A 24,098-nucleotide genomic window follows, 5' to 3' on the forward strand; every position below is an offset into this window, starting at 1 on the left:
TTCTATGGCCCTGAACACTTTTATATGATCCAAGTCCGTCCTTGGCGTTGTCGAAGGGGTAGGAGAGGAGTGACATCGACACAGGAGAAGCATATAACACTATAACACAAAATAACTAGCGATGTATAAATATGAGTGGAAGGGTATTTTCTTTGAAAACGCTGAAAAACTAGAAGCGTTACCCTAATTTTGTGTTTAATATAATTTCAGAAACTTGTTAGAGAAAAGAAAACAATTACCCCAAGAACAATGTATAGATGCAGCAAATTTCATTTATTGTTTGGAAGCGGTTCATGAAATAGAAACGGAAAAGGTTACCGAAGCACAAGAAAGCTTGGAACAATTGGCCAAGAAATATGGCATAGCAAGCATATATAAAACCTGTGACACTATTGAGGGACTGGAAGATTGCCTAAATGCACTTGTTTTGGATGATCATAATTTTAAAGACTATGAAATCATCTACTTAGTTATAACCGGTGAATCAAATAGCATTTGCCTAAACGACTACTATTATAGTTTACAGGAAATTGCGGAAATTTTTGAAGGAAGGTTAAAAGGAAAGATCTTACATTTTTCGAATGCAAAAATCCTGGATTTAGACGAGGAGGAAGCACAATATTTTTTGGATATCACTGGTGCAAAAGGTATTTCTGGCTATGGAAATGCATTTAATGGAATAAGTAGTGCAAATCTTGATAAGGCATTCTTCAACTTATTCAAGGAAGATGATAATATGTTGGACGTTGTAGAAGAGTTGCACCAAAGACATTATAATGTCTGCAAATTGCTTGATTTTAGGTTGTATTATTAGAGCTAGGCAAAAAGGTTCTTCGCAAAAGGTAATGGAATACGCTGCCGCCCAGACGACGATAGGAGCGAAGAGTAATGTGTATGGAATGATTAAAATGCCTTTGCACAGCCATTGCATCTAGAATTTAATATATTACCACCTCATGATAATCCTGTCTTTCCTGAAATTATGCACCCACAGATGGTTTTATATTTCAGTGTAGGACTTATTATTAAACCATTTGGAAACGAAGACCACGATTAATTATGGAAACAATTGAACAATTTTTAGAATCAAAAAATATTCGTGTTACAGCCATGCGATTATTAATATATAAGTTTCTTTCCGAAAACAATGCAGCTGTAACACTAAGTAATATTGAAAATGCTTTTGAAAAGGCAGATAGAACTACCCTATACAGAACTATAAAAACCTTTGAGGAAAATGATATTGTACATCAGATTGATGATGGCACGGGAATAACCAAATATGCACTATGTGAACAAGGCTGTTACTGTGATATAAAAACCGATTTACACTTGCACTTCCATTGTAATAGTTGCAATGAAACCGTTTGCTTAACAGACCATAAGATACCTCAAATAAAAGTTCCTGAAGGCTTTGTTTCGGAAAATGTAAACTTGGTTGTAAAAGGTATTTGCGATAAGTGTAGTGGGCTATAAATGCACTTCCATTGCACTAGCTATTAAACTAATTTTATCCGAAAATTAAATTGGATATGAAGTTTAATACTAAAATACCTAAACATCTTAAGCAGGCATATAATGAAGAATTGATACAATACAGTTCCTGTTTAGAAAATAAGCAATATAGTAGTGCTTGGTATCATTTAGAGCGTAGTCATATCATAGGTCAATCTTACCCCATTGAACATACCTATTCACATTGGTTGATGCTAAAGTTTGGGGTGATGGACAAGAATACGAAAGAAGTATTTGGACAAATCCTTAGATTAATTGTTGGCGGTTGGAAATCGTTCATTAACCACATACCGCTAGGCAATACAGGAGGTACAAATGTACCACCATTAAGACCTATGCCTATTCCTGATGATATAAAAGAATTATTCAATACAAAATGAGAAAAAAGAAAGTCAATTTAAGAGATTTAAAACCAGATTCAGAAAAAGAGCATAGTCACGATGATGGGCATAATCATAATAGCACTGAGAGTGTTTCCAGATTAAAAACCTATATTCCTGCTATCATAAGTTTTATAATGCTTATCGTAGGTATTACCATTGATTATTTTGATGCTTTACCATTTTTTGAAGGTTGGGTGAGAATTATTTGGTATACCATTGCTTACATACCCGTTGGATTTCCAGTAATAAGTGAAGGTTGGAATAGTATTAAAAATGGAGAATTCTTCACGGAATTTTTTCTAATGTCCATAGCAACCTTGGGTGCTTTCGCCATAGGCGAATATCCAGAAGGTGTGGCTGTAATGTTGTTTTATGCCGTGGGCGAATTATTTCAACATGCAGCAGTCAATCGAGCAAAAGGAAATATAAAAGCATTGCTCGATGTTCGGCCTAATGAAGCGCTGGTGAATCGTAACGATGACTTTATTTCGGTTAACCCTGAAACTGTAGAAATAGGAGAAAAGATTCAGGTGCGTGTCGGGGAAAAAGTGCCATTAGATGGCATTTTACTTTCAGATAAAGGTTCTTTTAATACTGCTGCCCTTACGGGGGAAAGTAAACCTGATACTGTCCAGAAAGGAGCGTCTGTTTTTGCAGGAAGTATTAATCTTGATGGTGTTGTAGAAATTGAAACGACTAAAGAGTTCAAAAACAGCTCGATTGCTCGAATACTGGATATGGTTCAAAATGCCACAGCTCGAAAATCCAAAACAGAACTATTTATTAGAAAATTTGCACGTATTTACACGCCTATTGTGGTTTTTCTAGCTATAGGACTCACCTTGTTGCCTTATTTCTTTGTTGATGATTACGTTTTTAGAGACTGGCTCTATCGAGCTTTAATCTTTCTTGTAATCTCTTGTCCCTGTGCACTTGTTATTTCAATTCCCTTAGGATATTTCGGTGGACTTGGCGCAGCATCCCGTAACGGTATTTTATTCAAAGGAGCTTCTTTTCTTGATACTATGACCAAAGTTAATTCTATGGTTATGGATAAGACCGGAACGGTAACCAAGGGAGTTTTTAAAATAAAAGAGGTTGTAAATGATTCAGCTTACGAGAAAGCGGACTTTATGAAGTACCTAATGGCAATTGAAGAACAATCTACACATCCCATAGCAAAGGCCATTATGGAATACAAAGTAGAAGGAGCAGACTATGTTGCCAGCGAAGTATCTGAAATTGCAGGAAAGGGACTGAAAGGAACGATAAACGGAAAAACCGTGCTTGTAGGAAACAAAGCTTTAATGACTTCAAATGCTATTGCCGTTCCTTCGGAGACAGATACTATTGTTGAATCAATAGTTATGGTAGGAATAGACGGTAAATTTGCTGGCTATGTAACTATCGCAGATGAGTTGAAAGAAGATGCACAACAAGCTATCAAGGAAATCCGCAAATCAGGCATTTCTAAAATCATAATGCTTTCGGGCGATAAAGATTCCATTACGCAACAAGTTGCAAAAAAATTAGGTATCGATTGGGCAAAAGGCGGATTACTCCCAGAAGATAAGCTCAACGAAGTAGAAAAACTCAAAGCACAACCAGATACAAAAGTTGCTTTTATAGGTGATGGTATCAACGATGCACCTGTATTGGCTGCAAGTGATGTCGGCATAGCAATGGGAGGTCTAGGAAGTGATGTTGCCATAGAAACGGCAGATGTAATTATTCAAAATGACCAACCATCAAGGATTGCTCGTGCCATTAAAATAGGACGCTCTACAAGACGTATCGTTTGGCAAAATATCTCATTGGCTTTCGGAATAAAAATCATAGTTCTTATTCTTGGTGCTGGTGGACTTGCAACAATGTGGGAAGCTGTGTTTGCTGATGTGGGTGTAGCATTGTTAGCTATTTTGAATGCAGTTAGATTGCAGAGAATGAATTGGAGTTAGCACATACATCAATTAATAATTGGGTAAAAGATTAGTACTTTGTTTCAAATAGAATCTCGATGTTAAACTCGGTCTAAGAGAATTTTGGCAAAACACGCGAGAAAATAAATGCGACCCACGAAGTATTTATTTTTAGGCGAGACGGAGCGCTGGCAATTCAACTAAAAGTTCTCTTAAAACTATACCACTTAATAGAGTAGCCGAAAGGTTTCTTCCTAGGGTTTCTAAAAATTTGAAATTTTCGAAAATTTTTTTTCTGTATAGAAATATTGAAACTACGTAAATTAAAGTTGATGACCCGCTTGTAAGTTTTAATCGATTCTCAAAGCTTGAGGGATATTTTATATAATATAGAATTATAGCTTACACGTGACAATTGAAATTATCCTATGGATGATTTTAATTGGCGGCGAGATGGCGCGTTGGCAAAAGAACACTCCAGTAAAACGGCTTTGACATAATTATTGACGATATAGAACACTGGCGTGTCGCTATATCTATAATTATATCAAATACGCGGTATGCGCCGTTTAACGATATAAACATATTTGTACTATAATTTATATTATGTAAAATAGTATATTTTGGAACTTATGTGTAATACCGTTTATCGAATAACCGGGTATTCCACCGTTCAAACCTATTTACATCCCCTCCGACTGATTCTTATCAGTTCATATCACCCAATTCCAAAATAAATTTGTTTCCTAAATAATTAAATCATGAAAAATGTAAGTTCCCTTTCCTTCTTCGCATTACTTTGCGTTTTCCTAGTACTAAGTTGTAACGATGATGATGTTACCGAAGCCGTAATCCTCCAAAGTGTTGAATATCCCATTTATGATATTTCCGGCTCCAATATATCCGGCACGGCAACTTTTACCCAAGAAGATAACGGCTCTACTCATGTATTGATTGAGCTTGTGGGTGCCTATACCTCCGAAAATCCGGCCTATATCAGATATAACAGCGCTGCTGAGGGCGGTACTGTCGCTATAACCTTAATGACCTGTGAATGTGCCATTAGCAACACCACCATAACCCAATTAAATAATGGTAGTTCTATCTCCTATGACGGATTAACCCATCTCGACGGACATATTACCATTCATAACGGTCAAGGGTCCACTGCCCCTATCGTTGCCGTTGCCGATATCGGTGCCAATGCCAACTAACGATTTTTCCTTAAAATGGGCCGTAACATTCCATTGATATTGCCATCACATTTTATGAATTATAGGAAAGTGTTTTAAACCCATACTTTATACCTAAGATTGTGATTCAATGGTTTTGATGATTCCCAATTCTTGTTTTTTTGAATAAATTAACATTTAAAAAGTGTTCTACGTCGGAATTTTCCACCTTTTGGTAGAAAAGTCATATTCAAACACAATATCATTAAAACCTATTTTACATCTTTGATACAAATATTTAACACTTACTATATATGAAAATTAAAAGTTCCCTCGCAGTCTTAAGCTTGCTATGCCTATTGGTTTTTACTGGATGTAAAAAAGACAACGTAGCAGAAGCGGTTATTCTTCAAAGCGTTGAATACCAAATTTATGATGTCTCCGGTTCCGGTGTTACAGGAACTGCCACATTTACCCAAGAAGACAACGGTTCTACCCACGTTTTAATCGAATTGGATGGGGCGTCTACTGCCACCAATCCTGCTTACATTCGCTTTAACAGTGCTGCTGAAGGTGGCGATATTGCCATTACACTTGCTGTCTGTGAATGTTCTATAAGTAATACCACCATTACCCAGCTGAACAATGGAAACAGCCTTACTTATGAAGGTTTATTGGCCTTAAACGGACATATAACCATTCACGATACCAACAATAACATTGTAGCCGTAGCGGATATTGGTGCCAATGCCAATTCATAAGAGAGAACATAGTTATATATTTAAAAAGCCTGGAATATGATCCAGGCTTTTTTTATTCTTTCTGATTACCCTTCCTCAATGCGTATATTTTGAACGGGCCAATCCCATATACTCTTCCACTCCACTTTTTAGGGCATTGAATTCCGAATATTGATCCTTTACTTTTTTTATACAACCGTTCAAAGGTTCCGCTTGTTTTTTTATAGAGTCGATAATCTGCTTATTACGCTCCTTAAAAGTATCCAACCCATTTTTTAAAGCCTCTATACGGGTATATTCATTATAAGTTTGAGGTTCGCAATTGTAGGAATTCAAATTCTTTCGTAATTGGTTAACATCCCTTAAATTACGTTCCAATCGATGTACCAATGTGTTTTCTTTAGGTTCAAGACCTGCTGAACCCCTTGAATTTAATAATGTTCTCATAGGCTTTGATTTTTGGGGTTAAACAAAAACTATTTCAATTCCCTTAAATTACGAAATAATCAGTAATTCCATTGAATTTAAATTACTGATTATCAATATTTAACTGTTTTTTAGTATTCACTTAATATTCTCTAATAAAAAAGCATAAAAAAACCTTCTCGAAAGAAGGTTTTACATCCTGTTTGGTTAAAAGGTTTATTGATTGTCGGTTTCGTCCTCAAACTCAATATCGGCCATAGCCTTGTTCAATTCATTTGAAAACGGACTTTTGGAAAGGACTCGCAATAGTCGCTGTCTACGCCTCTCGGAAATATCCAGCGTGTCCAATACACTTTTCCTCTTGGCAATTAAATTTTTGTGTTTTTCCTTTAACTGTTCACGCTCATCTACACTTAAAATCATATCCGGCTCATATTGTTCCATGACCGTATGTTTTTTTACCAGTTCTTTGGTAGGTTCGTAATTCTGCGCTAACATTCCATTGGTTCCCAATACAAAGCACAGGAAACCCACTGCATTTAGTGTTCTTTTTTTCATTTTTATGTACATAGTGTCTCGCAGAACAAGTTACCAAAAATATGTTCTGCCGTTGAAACCCTTAGATTGTTTACAACGGAAATTAATGCCATACATCGATAAACTTCCTTAAAATAGGCCGAGTAAGAGTCTATATGACCGATCTTTCAATTAGGAATACAATCAAAATTGCATAAAAAAGCCGATACAATCGCTTCATTAATGAAACGGTTAATATCGGCACTTTATCCTAACCTAAAATACTTCTTATGGCTGCAACTTCATTTTGGCCTTCAAGTATTTTTTATATTGCCCTTTATGCAGTAAAGCGGCCATATCTTCATTTTCCTGACCGTTCAATTGCTTTAACATGACCGTTTTATCCGCTGGGGATAAGTTCATCTTTCCGATTTTGGATTTCTTCAATAAATATCCGGCAATGGTTTGTTCAAAATCGGCCATTTGTCCGGCTTCAAGTCCCAATTCCGCTGTATACTTTTTAGTCAATTCCTTTGCCTTGGCCTTAATAAGGCCTTCCCCATCTTGAGGTAGATTGTTGGCACTTCCCAATTGGGTCATCAATAAAGCGGTAAATAAAAAAATAACATGTTTCATTTTGCTGATTTTTATGGTATGTGTTTAATAATCCGTCATTTTATAGTGATGAAAAGGTATAAAAAAAACGGGTTATGATAGTGGCGATTCCACCATTTTTTATTCCAAGTACAATATTCACGCCAAAAATTGATAACTGCAAAGGTATTATTATCCAATTTGAAAAATACTACTTAACTTCGTCTCTTGTAAAAATTGAAATATTATGCTAGTTTGGGGATTGTTCATTGCCTTGGTTATCGTGTTTCTGGCACTTGACCTTGGTGTTTTCCATAAAACGGAACATGTTATAAAAAGTAAGGAAGCTGGTTTGTGGACAGCTGTTTGGGTTACCGTTGCTCTTGGCTTTAGTGGAGTGATCTACTGGTTGTTTTCCTCGGGAATGGTTGAAAACCCTACTGGTTTAACACCGAACAATGCGGTTCTTAAATACATTACCGGATACCTTATAGAATTATCATTGAGTATCGATAACGTTTTTGTCATTGCCGTAATCTTCCAGGCTTTTAAAATTCCGGCCCTCTATCAACATCGGGTCTTGTTCTGGGGTATTCTTGGGGCCATAGTCTTTCGCGGACTTATGATTCTGTTCGGGGTTGCATTGATCACTAAATTCGATTGGATCATCTACGTTTTCGGGGTCTTTCTACTTTATACGGCGTTTAAGATGTTGAAATCCGATGATTCACATTTTGATCCTAAAAATTCTTGGATATTCAGACAGATAAAAAAAATCTACCCGATAACTTCTACCATCAACAACCATGATTTCTTTGTGAAACGTATGGGAATCAATGCGGCCACTCCCCTATTCGTGGCCTTGATCATTATTGAGTTGACCGATGTTTTGTTTGCCTTGGATAGTATCCCGGCCATTCTAGCGATTACGGCAGACCCCTTTATCGTATTCAGTTCAAATATCTTGGCCATTTTAGGATTACGATCTATGTACTTCCTTATTTCCCGTATGTTGGAAAAATTCAGGTACATCAATTACAGTCTTGTTGTGATCCTGGCTTTTGTGGGACTTAAGATGTTGTTCTCTCACCATATCGAATTGCCCGAATGGGTTTCTTTGACCGTTATCTCGGTATCATTGGTTGCCGGTATCATTGCATCATTGGCAATCCCGGAGGAAAAGAAATAAAAAATCCCGACACTTTTGTGTCGGGATTTTTTATTATTTAAGTCCTTTACGTATTTACCCTTTGGTATTCTGTTGGGCCTCTTCCTTAAGTTCCTCACTGGCAACAATGGCCAATTCTACCCTACGGTTTTTAGATTTACCCTCTGCAGTGGTATTATCTGCCTTTGGTTGGTTTTCACCATACCATTTTGTGGTAAACCGTGTTGCACTTATTCCTTGCGCAATTAAGTAATTGGTAACCGATTCTGCACGTTGTTGCGAAAGTTTCATATTATAATCCTCTGGTCCGGCACTATCTGTATGGCCTTCTACCAAAATGTTACTTTTAGGATACTCTTTGAAAATTCCGGCCAATTTATCCAATGTCGCAGCGGATGTTCCTTTTACATTCGATTTATTCGTATCGAAATAAACCCCTGCATCCTCGGTAAAAGTTACATTGATTCCCTCTCCTACCCGAGTCACTTCCGCGCCTGGTATTTCTTCCTCGATTCGTTCGGCTTGGCGATCCATACGATCTCCGATATAACCTCCGGCAACACCACCGACTACAGCCCCGATAATGGCACCTAAAGCGGTATTGTTCCCTTTTCCTATATTATTACCTAAGACGCCACCTATTACAGCTCCTCCACTGGCACCGATTACGGCCCCTTTTTGCTTATTGTTCGCATTTCGGGTAACACTGCAGCCCGATGTGACCAAAGCCATACACAATAATACATAAACGCTTTTTCTTGCAATATTTTTCATCTGTAAACTATTTTGATTTAATTAATGACTACCTCTTTAGGTTCTTTAAATACCTGAAAATGGTTAGTCCATTATATTTGTTTTATTTTTTGGTGAATTTATATACGATGGTAACTTGTTCACCATCTACCTGATTGTTCGATTTCAAGGTCATTTCGGTAGCGGTCAAATAATCTATATTCAACCGATAGCCCAAACCACCATCAATATCCTTATTCTTTTCATCAATGAATTTAAACTGTAATTGACTGGTATAATTCTCTTCCCGATCTACTACCGACCATCGAATATACCGATCGCCGCCATTACACAGACTCGACGGGGCAATCGTATACCGACCGGTACTATTATTGTCCCTAAAAAACCAATTACTGCCTTCAAAACAGATATCCTTGGCATCATTAAAAAGAATCGAGGAAAAATTACCGGTGTTGTTCTCGTAGGATACGTCTTCCAATATCCAAGTACCGCTTAATAGATTTCGTTTTTCACGTGCTACTTTTGAAACGGAACAGGATGATATAAGCAATGCTACCACCCCAAAGAATACTATTGATTTTTTCATGTTTTTATTTTTGGGTTACAGCATATATATACGTTCCCAAAAAGGTCTTGGATGTAATTTTTGATTGAATTTTTAACGTAATCGATAAAATGCAATGCCCTTATTTTAATATGCAAGTAGCTCTAACAAGGCACTTTCGAACCTACCTTTGGACAAGTAATTGTCTTCTAATGTTTTGGCAAATGGTATCGGGGTTTCTAAACTTGCTACACGTTTAACGGGTGCATCAAGGTGTTCAAAACAATTTTCCATCACCATGGCTGAAATATCACTCGCAATTCCACCAAAGAGACTATCTTCTTGAAGAATAATGAGTTTTCCCGTCTTTTTCACGGACTCATACACCGCGTTTATATCCAAAGGTTGTAATGAACGTAGATCAATGACATCCGCTTTTATATCTTTATTGTTTTGCAAGGTTTCCAAGACCCAATGTACTCCCGCTCCATAACTCACAATACTAATATCGTCTCCTTCTTGCAATAAACTGGCTTTGCCAAGCGGAAGGGTATAATAATCGGTTGGTACATTTTGATATATACTACGGTATAATCCCTTATGTTCAAAAAACAATACCGGATTTGGATCATTGATTGCTGTGGCCAACAACCCTTTCGCATCATAAGGAAAAGCAGGGTAAACCACCTTTAAGCCCGGGGTATTGGTAAACCAAGCTTCATTCGTCTGTGAATGGAAAGGGCCAGCTGCCACACCTCCGCCACAAGGCATACGAATGACCACGTCGGCATTCTCACCCCAACGGTAATGCGATTTGGCCAAATAATTGACAATGGGATTAAAACCCGAGCTCACAAAATCGGCAAATTGCATCTCCATAACGGCTTTCATACCATGGATTGAAAGTCCCATAGCCGCAGAGACAATGGCCGACTCGCAAATCGGCGTGTTTCTGACCCGTTCCTTCCCGAAGGCCTCGACAAACCCTTCGGTTATTTTGAAAACACCACCATAATCCGCGATGTCCTGCCCCATGATTACCAAATTGTCATGGCGTTCCATAGATTGCCTTAAACTTTCCGATATAGCATCGACCAATCGAATGTTCTTTATAACAGGACTTGGTTCAAATGATTTGTAATCAACATTTTTATATACGTCATTTAATTCCTTACTTTGATCAAGAACGACTTCATCTTCGGCAAAAGCCATTTTCAAATTTTCGTCTATTTCAGTAATAATCCGTTTTTTATACACTACATCATGCTCTTCGGTAAGTATGTTTTCATCCCGCAAATATTCTGAATAATTTTCAAGGGGATCTTTAGCCGCCCAGCGATCCATCAATTCCTGCGGAACATATTTGGTACCACTGGCCTCTTCATGGCCACGCATGCGAAATGTCTTGAACTCTACCAAAACGGGACGTGGATTCTCCCGAATACTTTTACACAATGCATCGATCTTCGTATACACCTCAAGTATATTGTTCCCATCCACAATATGCGACTCCATTCCGTATCCCTTGCCTTTATCGGCCAAATGTTCACACTTGAATTGCTCGGAAGTCGGTGTTGAGAGTCCATACCCATTGTTTTCTATGCAAAACAACACGGGTAACCCCCAAACCGCTGCAACGTTCAGTGCTTCATGAAAATCCCCTTCACTGGTAGCTCCTTCCCCGGTAAACACCGCTGTTACCTGCTTTTTTCCCTGTAAACGACCGGCTAAGGCAATCCCATCAGCAACCCCCAATTGTGGACCCAAATGCGATATCATACCAACGATCTTATATTCTTGGGTGCCAAAGTGAAAACTGCGGTCTCGCCCATTGGTAAACCCATTGGCCTTTCCCTGCCATTGCGAAAAAAGTCGGTTCAATGGCAAGTTCCGGGTCGTAAACACCCCAAGGTTACGGTGCATGGGTAAAATATATTCCTCATTGTCCATCGCAGCTGTGACGCCAACTGAGATCGCTTCTTGTCCTATACCGCTGAACCACTTTGATATTTTGCCCTGACGTAATAAAATCAACATTTTCTCCTCGATCATACGAGGTTTCAACATCGAAACATATAGCTTCAGTTTCAATGCATCACTTAGATCATATTTACCGTAATCCATAGATTTAAAAACAAGAGGTTGATGATTATCCATATAAATGTAACAAAAAAGAAAGGAGGACCATCAAAACGGACAACCCTTTCAATTCAACATTAATTTGTAATTTTGATTTCAGCAAAAAACTCAACTATGAACGCAATACCCAGTGTGGATTTACAGGATTTTGTTTCCGATGACCCTCAGAGAAAGCAGAAATTCATCACGGAAATCGGCAATGCCTTTGAGCAAATCGGCTTTGTAGCCTTAAGTGGACACTTTCTTTCCGATGCCTTGGTCGATGACCTATATAAAGAGGTAAAGAACTTCTTTGACCTACCCCAAGAAACAAAGGATAAGTATGAGATTGAAGGTATTGGCGGGCAACGTGGCTATACTTCCTTCGGAAAGGAACATGCCAAAGGCCGAAAAGAAGGTGACTTAAAGGAATTTTGGCATTTTGGCCAATATGTGGTAGATAACCCAAAATTGGAAGCCGAATATCCGGATAATATTATAGTGACCGAACTGGAGAAATTCAATACCGTAGGAAAAGAGACGTTTAAGATGCTCGAGAAAACGGCTAAATACGTTTTAAGGGCTTTGGCCTTACATTTAGATTTGGATGAATACTACTTTGACGAATTTATATTGAACGGCAACTCCATTTTAAGGCCTATCCACTATCCACCTATTACAACAGAACCTAAAAATGCCGTCAGGGCAGCTGCCCATGGGGATATTAACCTCATCACCTTATTAATGGGCGCCCATGGCCGTGGATTACAGGTAAAGAACCATGAAGGGGAATGGATCGATGCCATTGCAAAGCCCGATCAATTGATGATCAATGTGGGCGATATGCTATCCCGGCACACAAACAACAAATTAAAATCAACCATACATCAAGTGGTCAACCCTCCAAAAGAACTATGGGGTACCTCCAGATATTCCATTCCCTTCTTTATGCATCCGATCAGTGAAATGCCTTTGAACTGTTTGGAAAACTGTGTAGATGACGAAAACCCCAAACAATTCGAGGATATTACCGCTGGGGAATTCCTCCATCAAAGATTGATAGAATTGGGATTGATAAAAGAATAGTATATGGATTTAAGCGATCAACTCAAGAATCTTTTTCCTGATCATAAACCATCGGAAATTGAACCCGAAAAGCCAAAATCGGATATTTGGATGCAAGAAGATCCCATCATTTGTAAGTATGAGAAGCGAAAGGGAAAACCTATTACCATTCTGGAAGGCTACTCCGGTGCGGACAGTGATTTCAAGAAATTGACCAAGGAGCTTAAAACGAAATTAAGCGTGGGCGGTTCGTACAAGGATGAACGAATAATAATCCAAGGTGATTATCGCGACAAGATTATGCAAATGCTTAAAAACAAAGGGTTTAATGTGAAGCGCGTGGGAGGATAACCCCAGTAACACCTAAAGTTAATTTTGGGGGGTTGCGTACTTTACTGTTAATTTTTTTTGTAATTTTCAATTTAATATTACTTTTATTCGCCAAAACCTAAAACGAAACCTAAAGATGAGTTCCCTATTACATATAACCAATGGTGATAGCCTGACCGATAGGTTAAGGTCCATAGACCTGAAAGGAGATATAATAACGTGGCGCGAAATGCTATGTGAAGGTAAGACCTTGACCAATGTTGGAAGCGAAACTTTCTGGAAAACCCGATTCGAATTCCTGAATAAAAACTACAAGGTTTCCAAATCCTGGTTCATTGAAAAGACTTTAAAAGAATACCGTTCCCTTTGTAACCATAAACAACAAGATGAAATCGTACTTTGGTTCGAATACGACCTGTTCTGCCAAATAAACATGCTGGCGGTCATCAGTTGGTTGAAAACCCATCGTAAATACGCTAAAATTTCATTGGTTAGTTGTGGCAAAGAGGACAATACCGATAAAATGTACAATTTCGGGGAACTGAAAGATGATTACCTAGTGCATCTTTATGAACAGCGGACCGAATTAAAACAAGACGATATCGAATATGCCGATTATGTATGGCAATTATATTGTAGCGACAACCCAATACGTTTAGAAAACCTTACGGATTTTGACAACTATAGGTTCGACTATCTTTCCGGGGCCATAACGGCTCATTTGAAAAGATTCCCGACCATTAGGAACGGCCTCAACGATCTTGAAAACCATATTTTGCAACTATCGGTCGACCAAAAGCCAAAATCAAAGAAGGAATTGGTTACCACCGTACTGTCCGACCAAGGATTATACGGTTTCGGGGACACCCAGATCGATAGGATCATAACTACCTTAAAACCCTTGTACCACACCTTCAACCCCGTTCGTTTAACCAAAAAAGGAAAGGAAATATTAGAAGCGCAAACAAGTTATTATGCCTGTATACAAGATAACGATGCGTATTTGGGAGGTGCACTGAAGTACAACTACCTTTACAACACTGAATCTAACAGAATTCTAAAATTATAACATGTTAGAAGCTTCCGAGCTCATCCTGAATGCTGATAACAGCATTTACCACCTCAATTTATTGCCAGAAGATATAGCGGATACCATTATAGTCGTGGGCGATCAGAATCGTGTTGCCCAGGTTTCCAAACATTTTGATATCATTGAGCTCAAAAAAGAAAAAAGGGAATTCGTTACCCATACCGGAAAGCTGAACGGTAAACGATTGACCGTTTTATCTACGGGAATAGGAACGGACAATATAGATATCGTATTGAATGAATTGGATGCCCTTGCCAATATAGATTTTAAGACCCGTAAGATCAAAAAACAGTTCAAACAACTGAAAATCGTACGTGTAGGTACATCTGGCGCCGTTCAAAAAGACATTCCGGTCGATTCCTATGTTTTAAGTGATTACGCCTTGGGATTTGATGGGGTTTTACATTTTTATGAGCATGAAGGACTGTGTGACGACGAATTTTCAAAGGCATTTGTGAAACACACCAACTGGTCAGATAAAAAACCATGGCCCTACCTCGTCCAATGTGATACGACGTTACGTGAAACCTTAGCATCCAATCGTATACGATATGGCGTAACCGGAACAAATTCAGGATTTTACGGGCCACAAGGTCGTAAACTTCGTTTAAACTTGCAAGACGACACCTTAAACGACAAAATGACCTCTTTCCAATACAAGGATTTGAAGATAACGAATCTGGAAATGGAATCTTCGGCCATATACGGACTAAGTAAACTCCTAGGACACCAAGCCGTTTCCCTAAATTGCATTATTGCCAATAGGGTGTTGGGCGAATTTTCCGAGAATCCACGAAAAACCATTAACGGTTTGATCAAGTACACTTTGGACAAGTTGACAAAGTAACCATTGGTTATTTACCTAAAAGCTACAACTGAAGTTCCAAAAAGATAATATCTTTGAAAAGAAAGGATATCTTTCGTTATAAATATTGCACTTCATAGCCATCTAAAATGAAAAAAGTAAAGATCGTCGGCGTTCCCGAACATTTCAATATGCCTTGGCACTTAGCCATCGAAGAAGGGGCCTTTGAAGAACGGGGAATTGACCTGGAATGGACGGATATTCCTGAGGGAACCGGTAAAATGTGCCAAATGCTTCAAAATGAAGATACCGATTTGGCCATTATCTTGACAGAAGGACTTGTTAAAAGCATTACCGAGGGGAATCCCTCAAAAATAGTTCAGGAATATATTGCCTCGCCCCTACGCTGGGGCATACATGTGGGTGCTAAGAGCTCCTATACATCCATTGACGATTTGGTAGGCAGTAAGGCTGCGATAAGTCGATTTGGTAGCGGAAGCCACCTTATGGCCTATGTCAATGCACAAAGCGAAGGTTGGGATACCGAAAAACTTCAATTTGAGGTCATCAACAACCTCAATGGTGCCATTGAAGCCTTAACAGAAGGTACGGCCGATTATTTTATGTGGGAACACTTCACCACCAAACCCTTGGTAGATAAACAAATATTCAGGAGATTGGGCGATTGCCCCACCCCTTGGCCCTGTTTCGTCATTGCCGCTACGGATAGGTTCATTGAAGAAAACACTTCCACCTTAAAACACATTCTGGAAATCATAAACATCTACACGGCAGATTTTAAACGCATTCCCAGTATTGACCGCACTTTGGCCAACCGTTATGAACAACAGCTGGAAGATATTCAGGAATGGCTATCATTGACCCGCTGGAGCCAATCTCAAATAAGTGAAGAAACCATAAAAGGCGTACAAGAAACATTGCTTCAACTACAATTGATCCAGGAACAAAAACCTTTTCAGGACATTACATTTACCAAAAGCTAGCTCATTATTTAGCCACGGGCATCTTTAAATACCAGTGTTGCAACCTACATTAATGGCCATATGGAAATCTCAAATAATTGAGTCCAATATATTTGACAATCAATTGATTTTGTGATAGTTAATATGATTACATAGAGTTTTAATTTAAAATTTAAATCTAAAATTTTAAACTATTTTTAATAATTAAGGACTTGACAGGCCATTGATGGGTTATTAATTTTGTGGTAGAATTGTAACTGTTTGTTTATTCATTTAATTTCTTTCTATCATGAAGAACAAAGACATTTCACCACTTAGGTTTTTATCCGTATTGTTTTTTCTATTACTTGCCCCCTCCCTATTTTCACAGACTTATTATGCCTTACAAATAGACCGCAATATTCGCTTCAAGGCAGCTGACATTACCGCAAAATACCAACCGAGATTGGTTATGGGGCCAGAACAGGCATTGGAATTCCAATCAACTGTAGCACGTTTTCTGGTCAAGAAAAAAGCGGTTGTGGAAGATGATACCCTTTCCCCAATGGCCAAATATGAATTATTAAAACAATTATCCAGTAGGGAAACCTCGGAAATGGCCGATGTGTTGGAATCATATCGTTGGCAGGAATACATGCGTATCAAAAATGAGATTCAACCCATTCCTAAACCTGAAAAAGCAATAGAATTAAAGGATGCTATTGTCATTCATTGACCGCAATCATTTCAATTTGGATAGCAAGGCGTTTACCAGTCAATCGGAGTTTTACCCATTTTCCGTAACAGCGTATTTGTGGCACTGAAATGTTTGTTGCCGAACCAATACCCGCGGTTTGCACTTAGAGGGGAAGGATGCCCCGAGGTAAGGATGTGATGCTTGTCTACATCGATCAATTTTGATTTCTTCTTGGCATAGCCTCCCCAAAGCAGAAAAACAATATCTTCCCTTTCTTTGGATATTGCCTTGATCACGTTATCCGTAAAGGTTTCCCAGCCTTTTCTTTGATGGCTACCCGCTTCATGGGCCCTGACGGTCAAGGTTGCATTCAAGAGCAACACCCCTTGATCTGCCCAACGTTCCAGATTACCGCTTTTAGGATAAGGTTTTCCTAAATCGGCCTCTATTTCCTTAAAGATATTGATTAATGAAGGTGGGTGCTGAATACCATCGGTTACGGAAAAACAGAGTCCGTTCGCCTGGTTGGGCCCATGATAAGGATCTTGCCCGATAATAACCACCTTGGTCTTTTCGAACGGACTATGGTCAAAGGCCGCAAAAATCTGTTTACCCGGTGGGTAGCAGGTATAATGCAGATATTCTTCTTTGACAAACTTGACCAACCCTTTAAAATAAGGCTCTTCAAATTCGTGCTCTAAAGGTTTTTTCCAACTTTCCTCTATGCTTACGGTCATAAAAATCGGTTTCTATCCATACCGTATCAGATACGGATAATGGTTTTAAACAATTCCAAAATTAGACAAAATTGTAGGAAACCTGTGCAGCAATGACCAATCCAATAGAAAGAAAGAACCCATTACCAACTCATTGATTGTCTGCCAATCTCAAACTCACATTAGTACATAAGAAAAATATACCACCCAGTATTTAAATAGAATAATAAAGCTGTTGCTCCCTGAAACCCTAATTACATGACAAAAACAATAGCTACAATGATTCTCGGAATAGGCTATCTTATTTCGAAACTTGTTGATCCAAACGCCTTTTTTGGTTTGCTCTATACTTTAATGTCTTCAAATACCGTAAAGCATCGTTTATTTCGTAATCAGTATAGGATTTTGAAGCCCATTGTATCGCGGATTCCAAATCCCCGTTGATCTCATTGCTTATGGCCATATTGTAACAGGCACGACCTGCGACTTTCTGGTCTCTATTCTGGGTTTCCAATTGCCAAAGTTCAGCAGCACCATCCCAATCACCGGCTTGGGCCCTTCGCTGGGCGATTTTAAAGTTATCGGTCCCGCGCACAAAATAGTCCCTATTCACCCGATGTTTATAAGGCAAAATACGCTCGGCATATTCCATTCCCATATATTTACTCCTATCCAAAACCGCTTCTTTTCTTCCCATAATCGCCTCATAGGCTTTCATGGGGTTTATGCCTTTCCCTACAGAGACCACTGGATTGTTATAAACCAACTCATCGGCTATACGACGGCTATAAGGATCATAGATCCGCCATCCGTTCTTCACCAAGGTATTCAAAGTTAGTTCATGTGCAGGTACCATGGCTTTGATACCCAATTCATTGGGTAACTCCATCGTACTGGACTTATAAGTCACCTTAGTGTCGGTATCGTAGAATGCCAGGGAATAAATGGCATCAACCTTAAACTCCTCACATAGCGATTCTATTTCTTGCCAGTTCAAAGTAGACGGGAACACCCCTAACCCTTTCTGCAAACCTGTTTTCCCTTCAATAATCACGACTTGGTCAAAATTCGGGTTTTGCTGTAGTTTTTCCTTTAGGGCAAGAATTGCGGCTTTGGAACCTTCTTCATCCAAATGCAGTCCCTCCACAGATAACAATTTATCTACTTGATCGGCAATTTTATGCTCTTCCGCAGGCAAACTACGGTTGATAATACCGATTCGGGTCACGTCTTTCGATAAGTTTACGGGTGCCGGTTCAATAGCGCTCATGGTCAAATTGTTCGTTGCACTACAACCAACAAAAAGAAAGGCTATAAAGGTAGAGGCGATTAAGGGGTTACGATTGGTCATTGGGTTTAATTTTGAATACAACGTAAAAATGATGGCGTGTCGTATAATAAAGGGCGCTTTTTCCTTTCAGGATCAATCAATAAAGTCATGAACATATATGGTTTCGACGTCTGGCATACAAAAGTTCGCCATATCATCCCTAAATCATACCTTTGCAATCGATTTATAAAGGCAAATGGGTAAGATTCATTCAAAAACACTTCAAGATTTAGAATTCGATACGGTATTGAAACAGCTTTCGGTACGTTGTACTACCGAGTTGGGGAAGCAAAGGGCTATGGACATCACCCCTTTACCGGATGCCGAAACCATTCATCGTGAGCTTGGACAGACCTCAGAATACCTTTCTTCCCTGATCAGTGACAACCGAATTCCAAATCATGGATTCGATAGTATTGACGGCGACCTCAAATTGCTAAAAATCGAGAACACCACTCTTGAAATAAGCGGTTTTCGGCGTATCGGCAACATTTGCAAGACCGTTGCCGACCACAAAAAATTCTTTAAGAAGTTCAAGGAGTATTTTCCATTGTTGTCCCAGGCTTCCGAAGATATAGCCTTGAATATTGAAATACCGGCCCATATTGATGCAGTAATTGACCGTTTTGGAGAAATCAAGGACAATGCCTCCGATAAATTATTCAGCATACGCCAAGAAATAAACGAGGTAAAAGGGAAGATCAACCAAAGTTTCAGTGCCGCCCTGAACACGTATAAATCTTCCGATTATCTGGATGATATTCGCGAGTCTGTCGTTGAAAACCGTCGTGTTTTGGCAGTAAAGGCCATGTACCGCAAAAAAGTGAAGGGAACGGTTATGGGGTCTTCCAAAACAGGAAGCATAGTTTATATAGAACCTGAGGCTTCTTTACGCTATAGCAGGCAACTCAACAATCTTGAATTCGATGAGCGGGAGGAAGTTCAGCGAATACTCAACGAACTTACGGACCGTATTAGACCGTTTTCACCATTTTTAGCCGATTACCAGGATTATCTGGCCCATATGGATATTACGGCGGGAAAAGCCAAGTACGCCTCGGAAATGAATGCCTTATTGCCAAAAATCAGTGAAGACCGTAAGATGTTCCTAAGGGATGCTTATCACCCATTATTGTATTTAAGCAACAAGTTGAAGCGTGCAAAAACATATCCACAGACCATAGAATTGCAGCCGGACAACCGCATAATCGTTATTTCAGGTCCCAATGCCGGAGGAAAAAGTATTACCTTGAAAACCATTGGATTATTACAGGTAATGCTGCAAAGCGGTTTTTTGGTACCGGTTCATGAACGTTCTTCCATGTGTCTGTTCAATAAGGTATTGACGGATATCGGTGACAACCAATCCATCGAAAACCATTTAAGCACCTATAGCTACCGATTAAAGAACATGAACAACTTCTTACGTAAATGCAATAGCAAGACCTTGTTCCTAATCGATGAATTCGGTACCGGTAGTGACCCCGAGCTTGGCGGGGCTTTGGCCGAAGCCTTTTTAGAAGTGTTCTATGAACGTGGAGCTTATGGAGTCATAACCACCCACTATGCCAACTTGAAGGCCTTGGCCAATGAACTGCCCCATTGCACCAATGCGAACATGCTCTTTAATTCCAAAACCTTGGAACCTACATTTCAATTGGTATTGGGACAGGCCGGTAGTTCGTTTACTTTTGAGGTGGCACAAAAGAACGGCATCCCCTACTCCCTCATCAACAAGGCAAAGAAGAAAATAGAGCGCGGAAAAGTCCGTTTTGACGCTACCATAGCCAAACTACAGAAAGAACGCAGCAAAATGGCTGAAACAGGCTCAAAACTGCAGGAAGAAGAGTTGAAAGCAAGGGAAGAAGCCCAAAAATTGGAAACCCTGAATACCAAGATCAAGACCAAGCTGGAAAATTATCAGGAATTGTACGACCACAACCAGCGGATGATCTACTTAGGGAATAAAGTCAATACGGCCGCAGAGCGATATTTCCAGGATAAGAAAAAGCGGGTATTGGTTTCCGAATTGTTGCGGATCGTAGAGACAGAGAACAGTAAGCGTAAAAAGAAACCTCCCAAGGAAGCCAAGGCCGCACGGGTCAAAAAAGCCCAAGTTGCCCAAGAGGTGGAACAGAAAGTTAAGGTAATCCGTGAAAAAAAGAAAGTAGCCAAGAAAAAAGCGGTCATTGCTGAAAAGAACAAACCACGCCCGGTTTTCAAGATCGGGGACCGGGTCCGGATGATAGACGGAAAAGCCGTAGGTAGTATCGATAACTTGGAAAAGAACAAGGCCATTGTCAACTATGGACTGTTTACCACCAATGTAAGTGTTGACCAGTTGGAATTGGTAGAGGCGAAAAAGTAGCCCATTTATAATAAATTACGCTTAAACAACCTTCGCATTGAAGATCAGTGTTTAAAAGTCAATAAAAAGTACAGATGAAAACATTACCCTTATTCACCATACTCCTATTTTTCGCGATGCACCTTACCGGTTGTAGCCCTTCAAACAATGAAACACCGAAAGTACCTGTAGAATCTGTGGAGGAAGAGACCACTGAAGAAGAAACTACCGAAGAAGAGATCCCTGAGGAAGAGATCCCTGAGGAAGAGACCCCTATGGAAGAGCCTTCCGAAACGGAAAATATCGTTTGGAAGAATTGGTATTTATCCGTCCCCTTAAACAATGGAAGCGGAAAAGCAACTTCTATTTTCTACGAGGATATTGTAAATAACAGCTTAACTGCCGCCGCATCGGAATATTTTTATCAAAATGAAGATGGTTCCTATACCATGTTCACCAAGTTCACGGGCTATACCACTTCCCGTCAGGCCGGTCTCGATGACGGAAAATATTGCAGGACCGAGTTACGTGAATTCTGGCAAGGAAACCAAACGACCGATGACAACTGGTTTATGGATGAAGGCACCCATATCTTGGAGACCACCCTAAAGGTTGATTATGTTGAAGGGAACGGGCGGACCATCGTGGCACAAATTCACGGGAAGGAAACCGAAGGATTGGAAGGATCCCCGGCCACCGTTAAGATTCGATGGAATAGTGGGACCATACAATTGGACCATTATGTAAAACCCGATGCGGGTGAACCATGGACCAGTGCATTCGACACCAAAGTGGATGTGGCCCAAGTAGACAATGAGATCTTTACCTTTAAACTGAAAGTGGAGGGTGGAAAATGTTACTATGCCTTGGTTTGCGAAGCCAAGGACATCAATATCGACTATACGTTGATGTACGATTATGTGGGTAACGGCTATGCCCACCAAAATTACTTTAAGACCGGAAATTATTTTGGCTGGAACGACGATTATGGGAAAACCGCCCAAGTGGTGCTTTACAAAGTTGTCACCGACCATTTTTAAGACACCTACCAAATTTGATTATCAACGAGTTACCTAAAATCGTATATGATATTATAACATCACCTAATATAAAATAACAGCCGACACCAAGCTGTTGAATCACAACTTAAGGTGCCGACTGCCTTTCAAATAATTTTTTTGATCAATTACAACTAACGCTTTTAAAGGTATACTCCGTGCAAAGGCCTAAAAAGGTTTTGGAACAATATGCTTCATAGCATTTTTCGCTAGATAAATAATTAAGATTTTGTTCACCCAATGTTTTCCAAACTAAATCCCAATATTGAAATTGGATTTTTACGTCATAAGCCCCATCTGGTGGCGAAGAGGAGAAAAATACGTTTTTGTCATTCACTTTCTTGTAAGACGTATATTTTACCGTTTGGCTACTCCCTTTCTTATAAGCAAATCTAAACTGAACATCAACTCCTATGGTTTTCTTTAAACTAGCATTTTTATGGACATAATCACTGGTTTCACAGCTCTCTAAGCGATAATCAGTGTTATAACCCATTTTTGCCACCCTATTGTCTTTCAAGTATTTTACGGTATAGGCAATTGGTGCCCCAGGATTGTCGCGACTGTAAAGAGAGCCTTCCGTAATGACATAATTAAGTCCGCCGGATGATGCGACATCACTTCCGGTAATTACTTGGGAAGCTATCTTTGCATTACCTCCAATAGTCACTACATTAATGGTCGATTGCTCCAAAATGCTTTTGTATTTACCTTCTATATCCGCTTCTACATTTTTACCCAAACTGGCATATTCCAAGGCTGCCTCTAGGGCCACGCTGGTTTCCGTACTTGTGGTTTCCATTCGGATCATGATAATCCTTCCATAGGAAACGGAGCTTACATAGGCTGGTGGTGTCGACGATCCCATCAAGGATTCTACTTTGGCCAAATCCACATCGCTGCCGAAAACATCGGAGGGCTGATCAGGTGTTACCATACTTATATCATAAAATACTTGACGATAGAGTATTGCTGCAACCCTCTTTGAGGTTGAGGTATCGTAGCTAAACTGGGATTCAAAAGAAGACCCACTTACCCATTCGGCACTTACCCCCAGATCAAGACTCATTTGTTCCGACGAATAGGTAGTAGTAGACTCGTAGTATGCCCTAGAGGCTATTTCGTAACCTTGGGGGGCAATATCATTATTCCAATATTCCAGACCACCATCTATGCTTGACTGTACATTTTGATAAGTTGGGTTGGCCACCTCAATATTACCGGATTCACCGATACCAGGAAGATCCAATCTTAAGGTCGCTGGGGCCCTGGTAATTTGTAAGGGTTGTGGTGCGCCATCTAACATTTCCTGATTTCCGATGACCAAGGCACCGGGATAAACAACCCCCAATGCCGGATCAAAAATGGCCACGTCCTCAAAATTTGAGCGAATATCATATTCATTGACCTTACATGTAGTAGTCTTACCGTTCGATGTATTACTCTGATTACTTATTACTTCGGAACTGGAACCCGTATTTGATTGAACGTTCAATAATTCATCAGGATCATAATTTAAGTTCACGACATATGAATTGATTTTTTCCGCCTCTTCCCCTGAAATAGGTTCTGGTTTATCCCCATCTACAGGGTCGGAGTCTTTGCTACAGGAAAAAGTAACAATAAGCATAAAGGCCATTAATACTGCAGGCCACATTCCATTTTGGTTGACTGTTGTTTTCATAATTATTAAGTTTTATTTAGGATTCAACACTCCCAAATTAGAGGAGAAGAAGGCCCAAGCCTAAAATTGACCATGGACAAAGTATGGACGGAATATATATATCTGGTAAAAAAAAGCCATGGACGGTTATATATTAAACAGTAAGTCAATAATTTCCTAAACCCCA

The 24,098-nt window shown here is 39.5% G+C and carries 24 protein-coding genes; 15 read left to right on the forward strand and 9 right to left on the reverse strand.

Annotated features, from left to right (window positions below; genetic code table 11):
- Positions 1–214: 214 nt before the first annotated feature.
- From GJ691_RS17170 to GJ691_RS17195, 6 genes are all read left to right on the forward strand, one after another.
- Entirely contained in the window at positions 215–814 is a 600-nt protein-coding gene (locus GJ691_RS17170; RefSeq protein WP_154369155.1) for a DUF6642 family protein, read from the forward strand.
- A gap of 245 nt (positions 815–1,059) precedes the next feature.
- The gene (locus tag GJ691_RS17175) at positions 1,060–1,476 is read left to right on the forward strand and encodes a Fur family transcriptional regulator (protein WP_154369157.1); all 417 of its coding nucleotides are present in this window, start codon (positions 1,060–1,062) and stop codon (positions 1,474–1,476) included.
- Positions 1,477–1,532: 56 nt separating this feature from the next.
- Positions 1,533–1,895 (forward strand): DUF3703 domain-containing protein, encoded by a 363-nt coding sequence (locus tag GJ691_RS17180; protein ID WP_154369159.1) that lies wholly within the window; start codon positions 1,533–1,535, stop codon positions 1,893–1,895.
- A complete protein-coding gene (locus GJ691_RS17185; RefSeq protein ID WP_154369161.1) occupies positions 1,892–3,856 on the forward strand; it encodes a heavy metal translocating P-type ATPase in 1,965 nt (654 codons plus the stop codon). The genes GJ691_RS17180 and GJ691_RS17185 overlap by 4 nt, the downstream gene beginning before the upstream one ends.
- Before the next feature lie 722 nt (positions 3,857–4,578).
- Positions 4,579–5,031 (forward strand): hypothetical protein, encoded by a 453-nt coding sequence (locus GJ691_RS17190; RefSeq protein ID WP_154369163.1) that lies wholly within the window; start codon positions 4,579–4,581, stop codon positions 5,029–5,031.
- A 272-nt stretch (positions 5,032–5,303) separates the two neighbouring features.
- Positions 5,304–5,750 carry a hypothetical protein gene (locus GJ691_RS17195; RefSeq protein ID WP_154369165.1) on the forward strand — a complete coding sequence of 149 codons (447 nt, stop codon included), beginning with the start codon at positions 5,304–5,306 and terminating at the stop codon, positions 5,748–5,750.
- Positions 5,751–5,825: 75 nt separating this feature from the next.
- Here the strand turns inward: GJ691_RS17195 and GJ691_RS17200 are convergent, their stop codons facing one another.
- From GJ691_RS17200 to GJ691_RS17210, 3 genes are all read right to left on the reverse strand, one after another.
- Entirely contained in the window at positions 5,826–6,176 is a 351-nt protein-coding gene (locus GJ691_RS17200) for a hypothetical protein (protein ID WP_154369167.1), read from the reverse strand.
- Between the two features lie 195 nt (positions 6,177–6,371).
- Positions 6,372–6,713 (reverse strand): hypothetical protein, encoded by a 342-nt coding sequence (locus GJ691_RS17205; RefSeq protein ID WP_154369169.1) that lies wholly within the window; start codon positions 6,711–6,713, stop codon positions 6,372–6,374.
- Positions 6,714–6,959: 246 nt separating this feature from the next.
- On the reverse strand, positions 6,960–7,307 hold the full coding sequence (locus GJ691_RS17210) for a hypothetical protein (protein WP_154369171.1): 348 nt from the start codon (positions 7,305–7,307) through the stop codon (positions 6,960–6,962).
- A gap of 205 nt (positions 7,308–7,512) precedes the next feature.
- On the opposite strand from GJ691_RS17210, the gene GJ691_RS17215 reads away from it, so the two are divergent.
- Positions 7,513–8,454, forward strand: coding sequence for a TerC family protein (locus tag GJ691_RS17215; RefSeq protein ID WP_154369178.1), 942 nt, complete (start codon positions 7,513–7,515; stop codon positions 8,452–8,454).
- A 54-nt stretch (positions 8,455–8,508) separates the two neighbouring features.
- Here GJ691_RS17215 and GJ691_RS17220 read toward each other — a convergent pair whose 3' ends face one another.
- The 3 genes from GJ691_RS17220 to GJ691_RS17230 form a co-directional block, all read right to left on the reverse strand.
- Complete coding sequence (locus tag GJ691_RS17220) at positions 8,509–9,207, reverse strand: YiaD family glycine zipper/OmpA-like lipoprotein (protein WP_154369180.1); 699 nt, start codon at positions 9,205–9,207, stop codon at positions 8,509–8,511.
- 82 nt (positions 9,208–9,289) lie between these two features.
- The gene (locus GJ691_RS17225) at positions 9,290–9,772 is read right to left on the reverse strand and encodes a lipocalin family protein (RefSeq protein WP_154369182.1); all 483 of its coding nucleotides are present in this window, start codon (positions 9,770–9,772) and stop codon (positions 9,290–9,292) included.
- A gap of 105 nt (positions 9,773–9,877) precedes the next feature.
- A complete protein-coding gene (locus tag GJ691_RS17230; RefSeq protein WP_154369184.1) occupies positions 9,878–11,854 on the reverse strand; it encodes an alpha-ketoacid dehydrogenase subunit alpha/beta in 1,977 nt (658 codons plus the stop codon).
- Positions 11,855–11,983: 129 nt separating this feature from the next.
- On the opposite strand from GJ691_RS17230, the gene GJ691_RS17235 reads away from it, so the two are divergent.
- The 6 genes from GJ691_RS17235 to GJ691_RS17260 all read left to right on the forward strand — a co-directional run bounded on the left by GJ691_RS17235 (position 11,984) and on the right by GJ691_RS17260 (position 16,836).
- Complete coding sequence (locus GJ691_RS17235) at positions 11,984–12,934, forward strand: isopenicillin N synthase family dioxygenase (RefSeq protein WP_154369186.1); 951 nt, start codon at positions 11,984–11,986, stop codon at positions 12,932–12,934.
- Between the two features lie 3 nt (positions 12,935–12,937).
- Complete coding sequence (locus GJ691_RS17240) at positions 12,938–13,264, forward strand: translation initiation factor (protein WP_154369188.1); 327 nt, start codon at positions 12,938–12,940, stop codon at positions 13,262–13,264.
- Between the two features lie 115 nt (positions 13,265–13,379).
- Positions 13,380–14,312, forward strand: a complete 933-nt coding sequence (locus GJ691_RS17245) for a DUF1835 domain-containing protein (RefSeq protein ID WP_154369190.1) — start codon at positions 13,380–13,382, stop codon at positions 14,310–14,312.
- A gap of 1 nt (position 14,313) precedes the next feature.
- Complete coding sequence (locus GJ691_RS17250; protein ID WP_154369192.1) at positions 14,314–15,180, forward strand: nucleoside phosphorylase; 867 nt, start codon at positions 14,314–14,316, stop codon at positions 15,178–15,180.
- Positions 15,181–15,287: 107 nt separating this feature from the next.
- Positions 15,288–16,142, forward strand: a complete 855-nt coding sequence (locus GJ691_RS17255) for a substrate-binding domain-containing protein (protein WP_154369194.1) — start codon at positions 15,288–15,290, stop codon at positions 16,140–16,142.
- 268 nt (positions 16,143–16,410) lie between these two features.
- The gene (locus tag GJ691_RS17260) at positions 16,411–16,836 is read left to right on the forward strand and encodes a hypothetical protein (protein WP_154369196.1); all 426 of its coding nucleotides are present in this window, start codon (positions 16,411–16,413) and stop codon (positions 16,834–16,836) included.
- A gap of 32 nt (positions 16,837–16,868) precedes the next feature.
- Here GJ691_RS17260 and GJ691_RS17265 read toward each other — a convergent pair whose 3' ends face one another.
- Together GJ691_RS17265 and GJ691_RS17270 are read right to left on the reverse strand one after the other, a co-directional pair.
- Entirely contained in the window at positions 16,869–17,534 is a 666-nt protein-coding gene (locus tag GJ691_RS17265; RefSeq protein WP_154369198.1) for a uracil-DNA glycosylase, read from the reverse strand.
- Between the two features lie 280 nt (positions 17,535–17,814).
- The gene (locus tag GJ691_RS17270) at positions 17,815–18,864 is read right to left on the reverse strand and encodes a DUF6340 family protein (protein ID WP_154369200.1); all 1,050 of its coding nucleotides are present in this window, start codon (positions 18,862–18,864) and stop codon (positions 17,815–17,817) included.
- A 175-nt stretch (positions 18,865–19,039) separates the two neighbouring features.
- On the opposite strand from GJ691_RS17270, the gene GJ691_RS17275 reads away from it, so the two are divergent.
- Together GJ691_RS17275 and GJ691_RS17280 are read left to right on the forward strand one after the other, a co-directional pair.
- Positions 19,040–21,211, forward strand: coding sequence for an endonuclease MutS2 (locus tag GJ691_RS17275; RefSeq protein WP_154369202.1), 2,172 nt, complete (start codon positions 19,040–19,042; stop codon positions 21,209–21,211).
- A 74-nt stretch (positions 21,212–21,285) separates the two neighbouring features.
- Positions 21,286–22,230, forward strand: coding sequence for a polysaccharide lyase family 7 protein (locus GJ691_RS17280; protein WP_179955165.1), 945 nt, complete (start codon positions 21,286–21,288; stop codon positions 22,228–22,230).
- A 142-nt stretch (positions 22,231–22,372) separates the two neighbouring features.
- Here the strand turns inward: GJ691_RS17280 and GJ691_RS17285 are convergent, their stop codons facing one another.
- A complete protein-coding gene (locus GJ691_RS17285) occupies positions 22,373–23,932 on the reverse strand; it encodes a thiol-activated cytolysin family protein (protein WP_154369204.1) in 1,560 nt (519 codons plus the stop codon).
- Positions 23,933–24,098 lie beyond the last annotated feature (166 nt).

It is taken from the genome of Maribacter luteus (genome assembly GCF_009674825.1).
GTDB lineage: Bacteria > Bacteroidota > Bacteroidia > Flavobacteriales > Flavobacteriaceae > Maribacter_A > Maribacter_A luteus.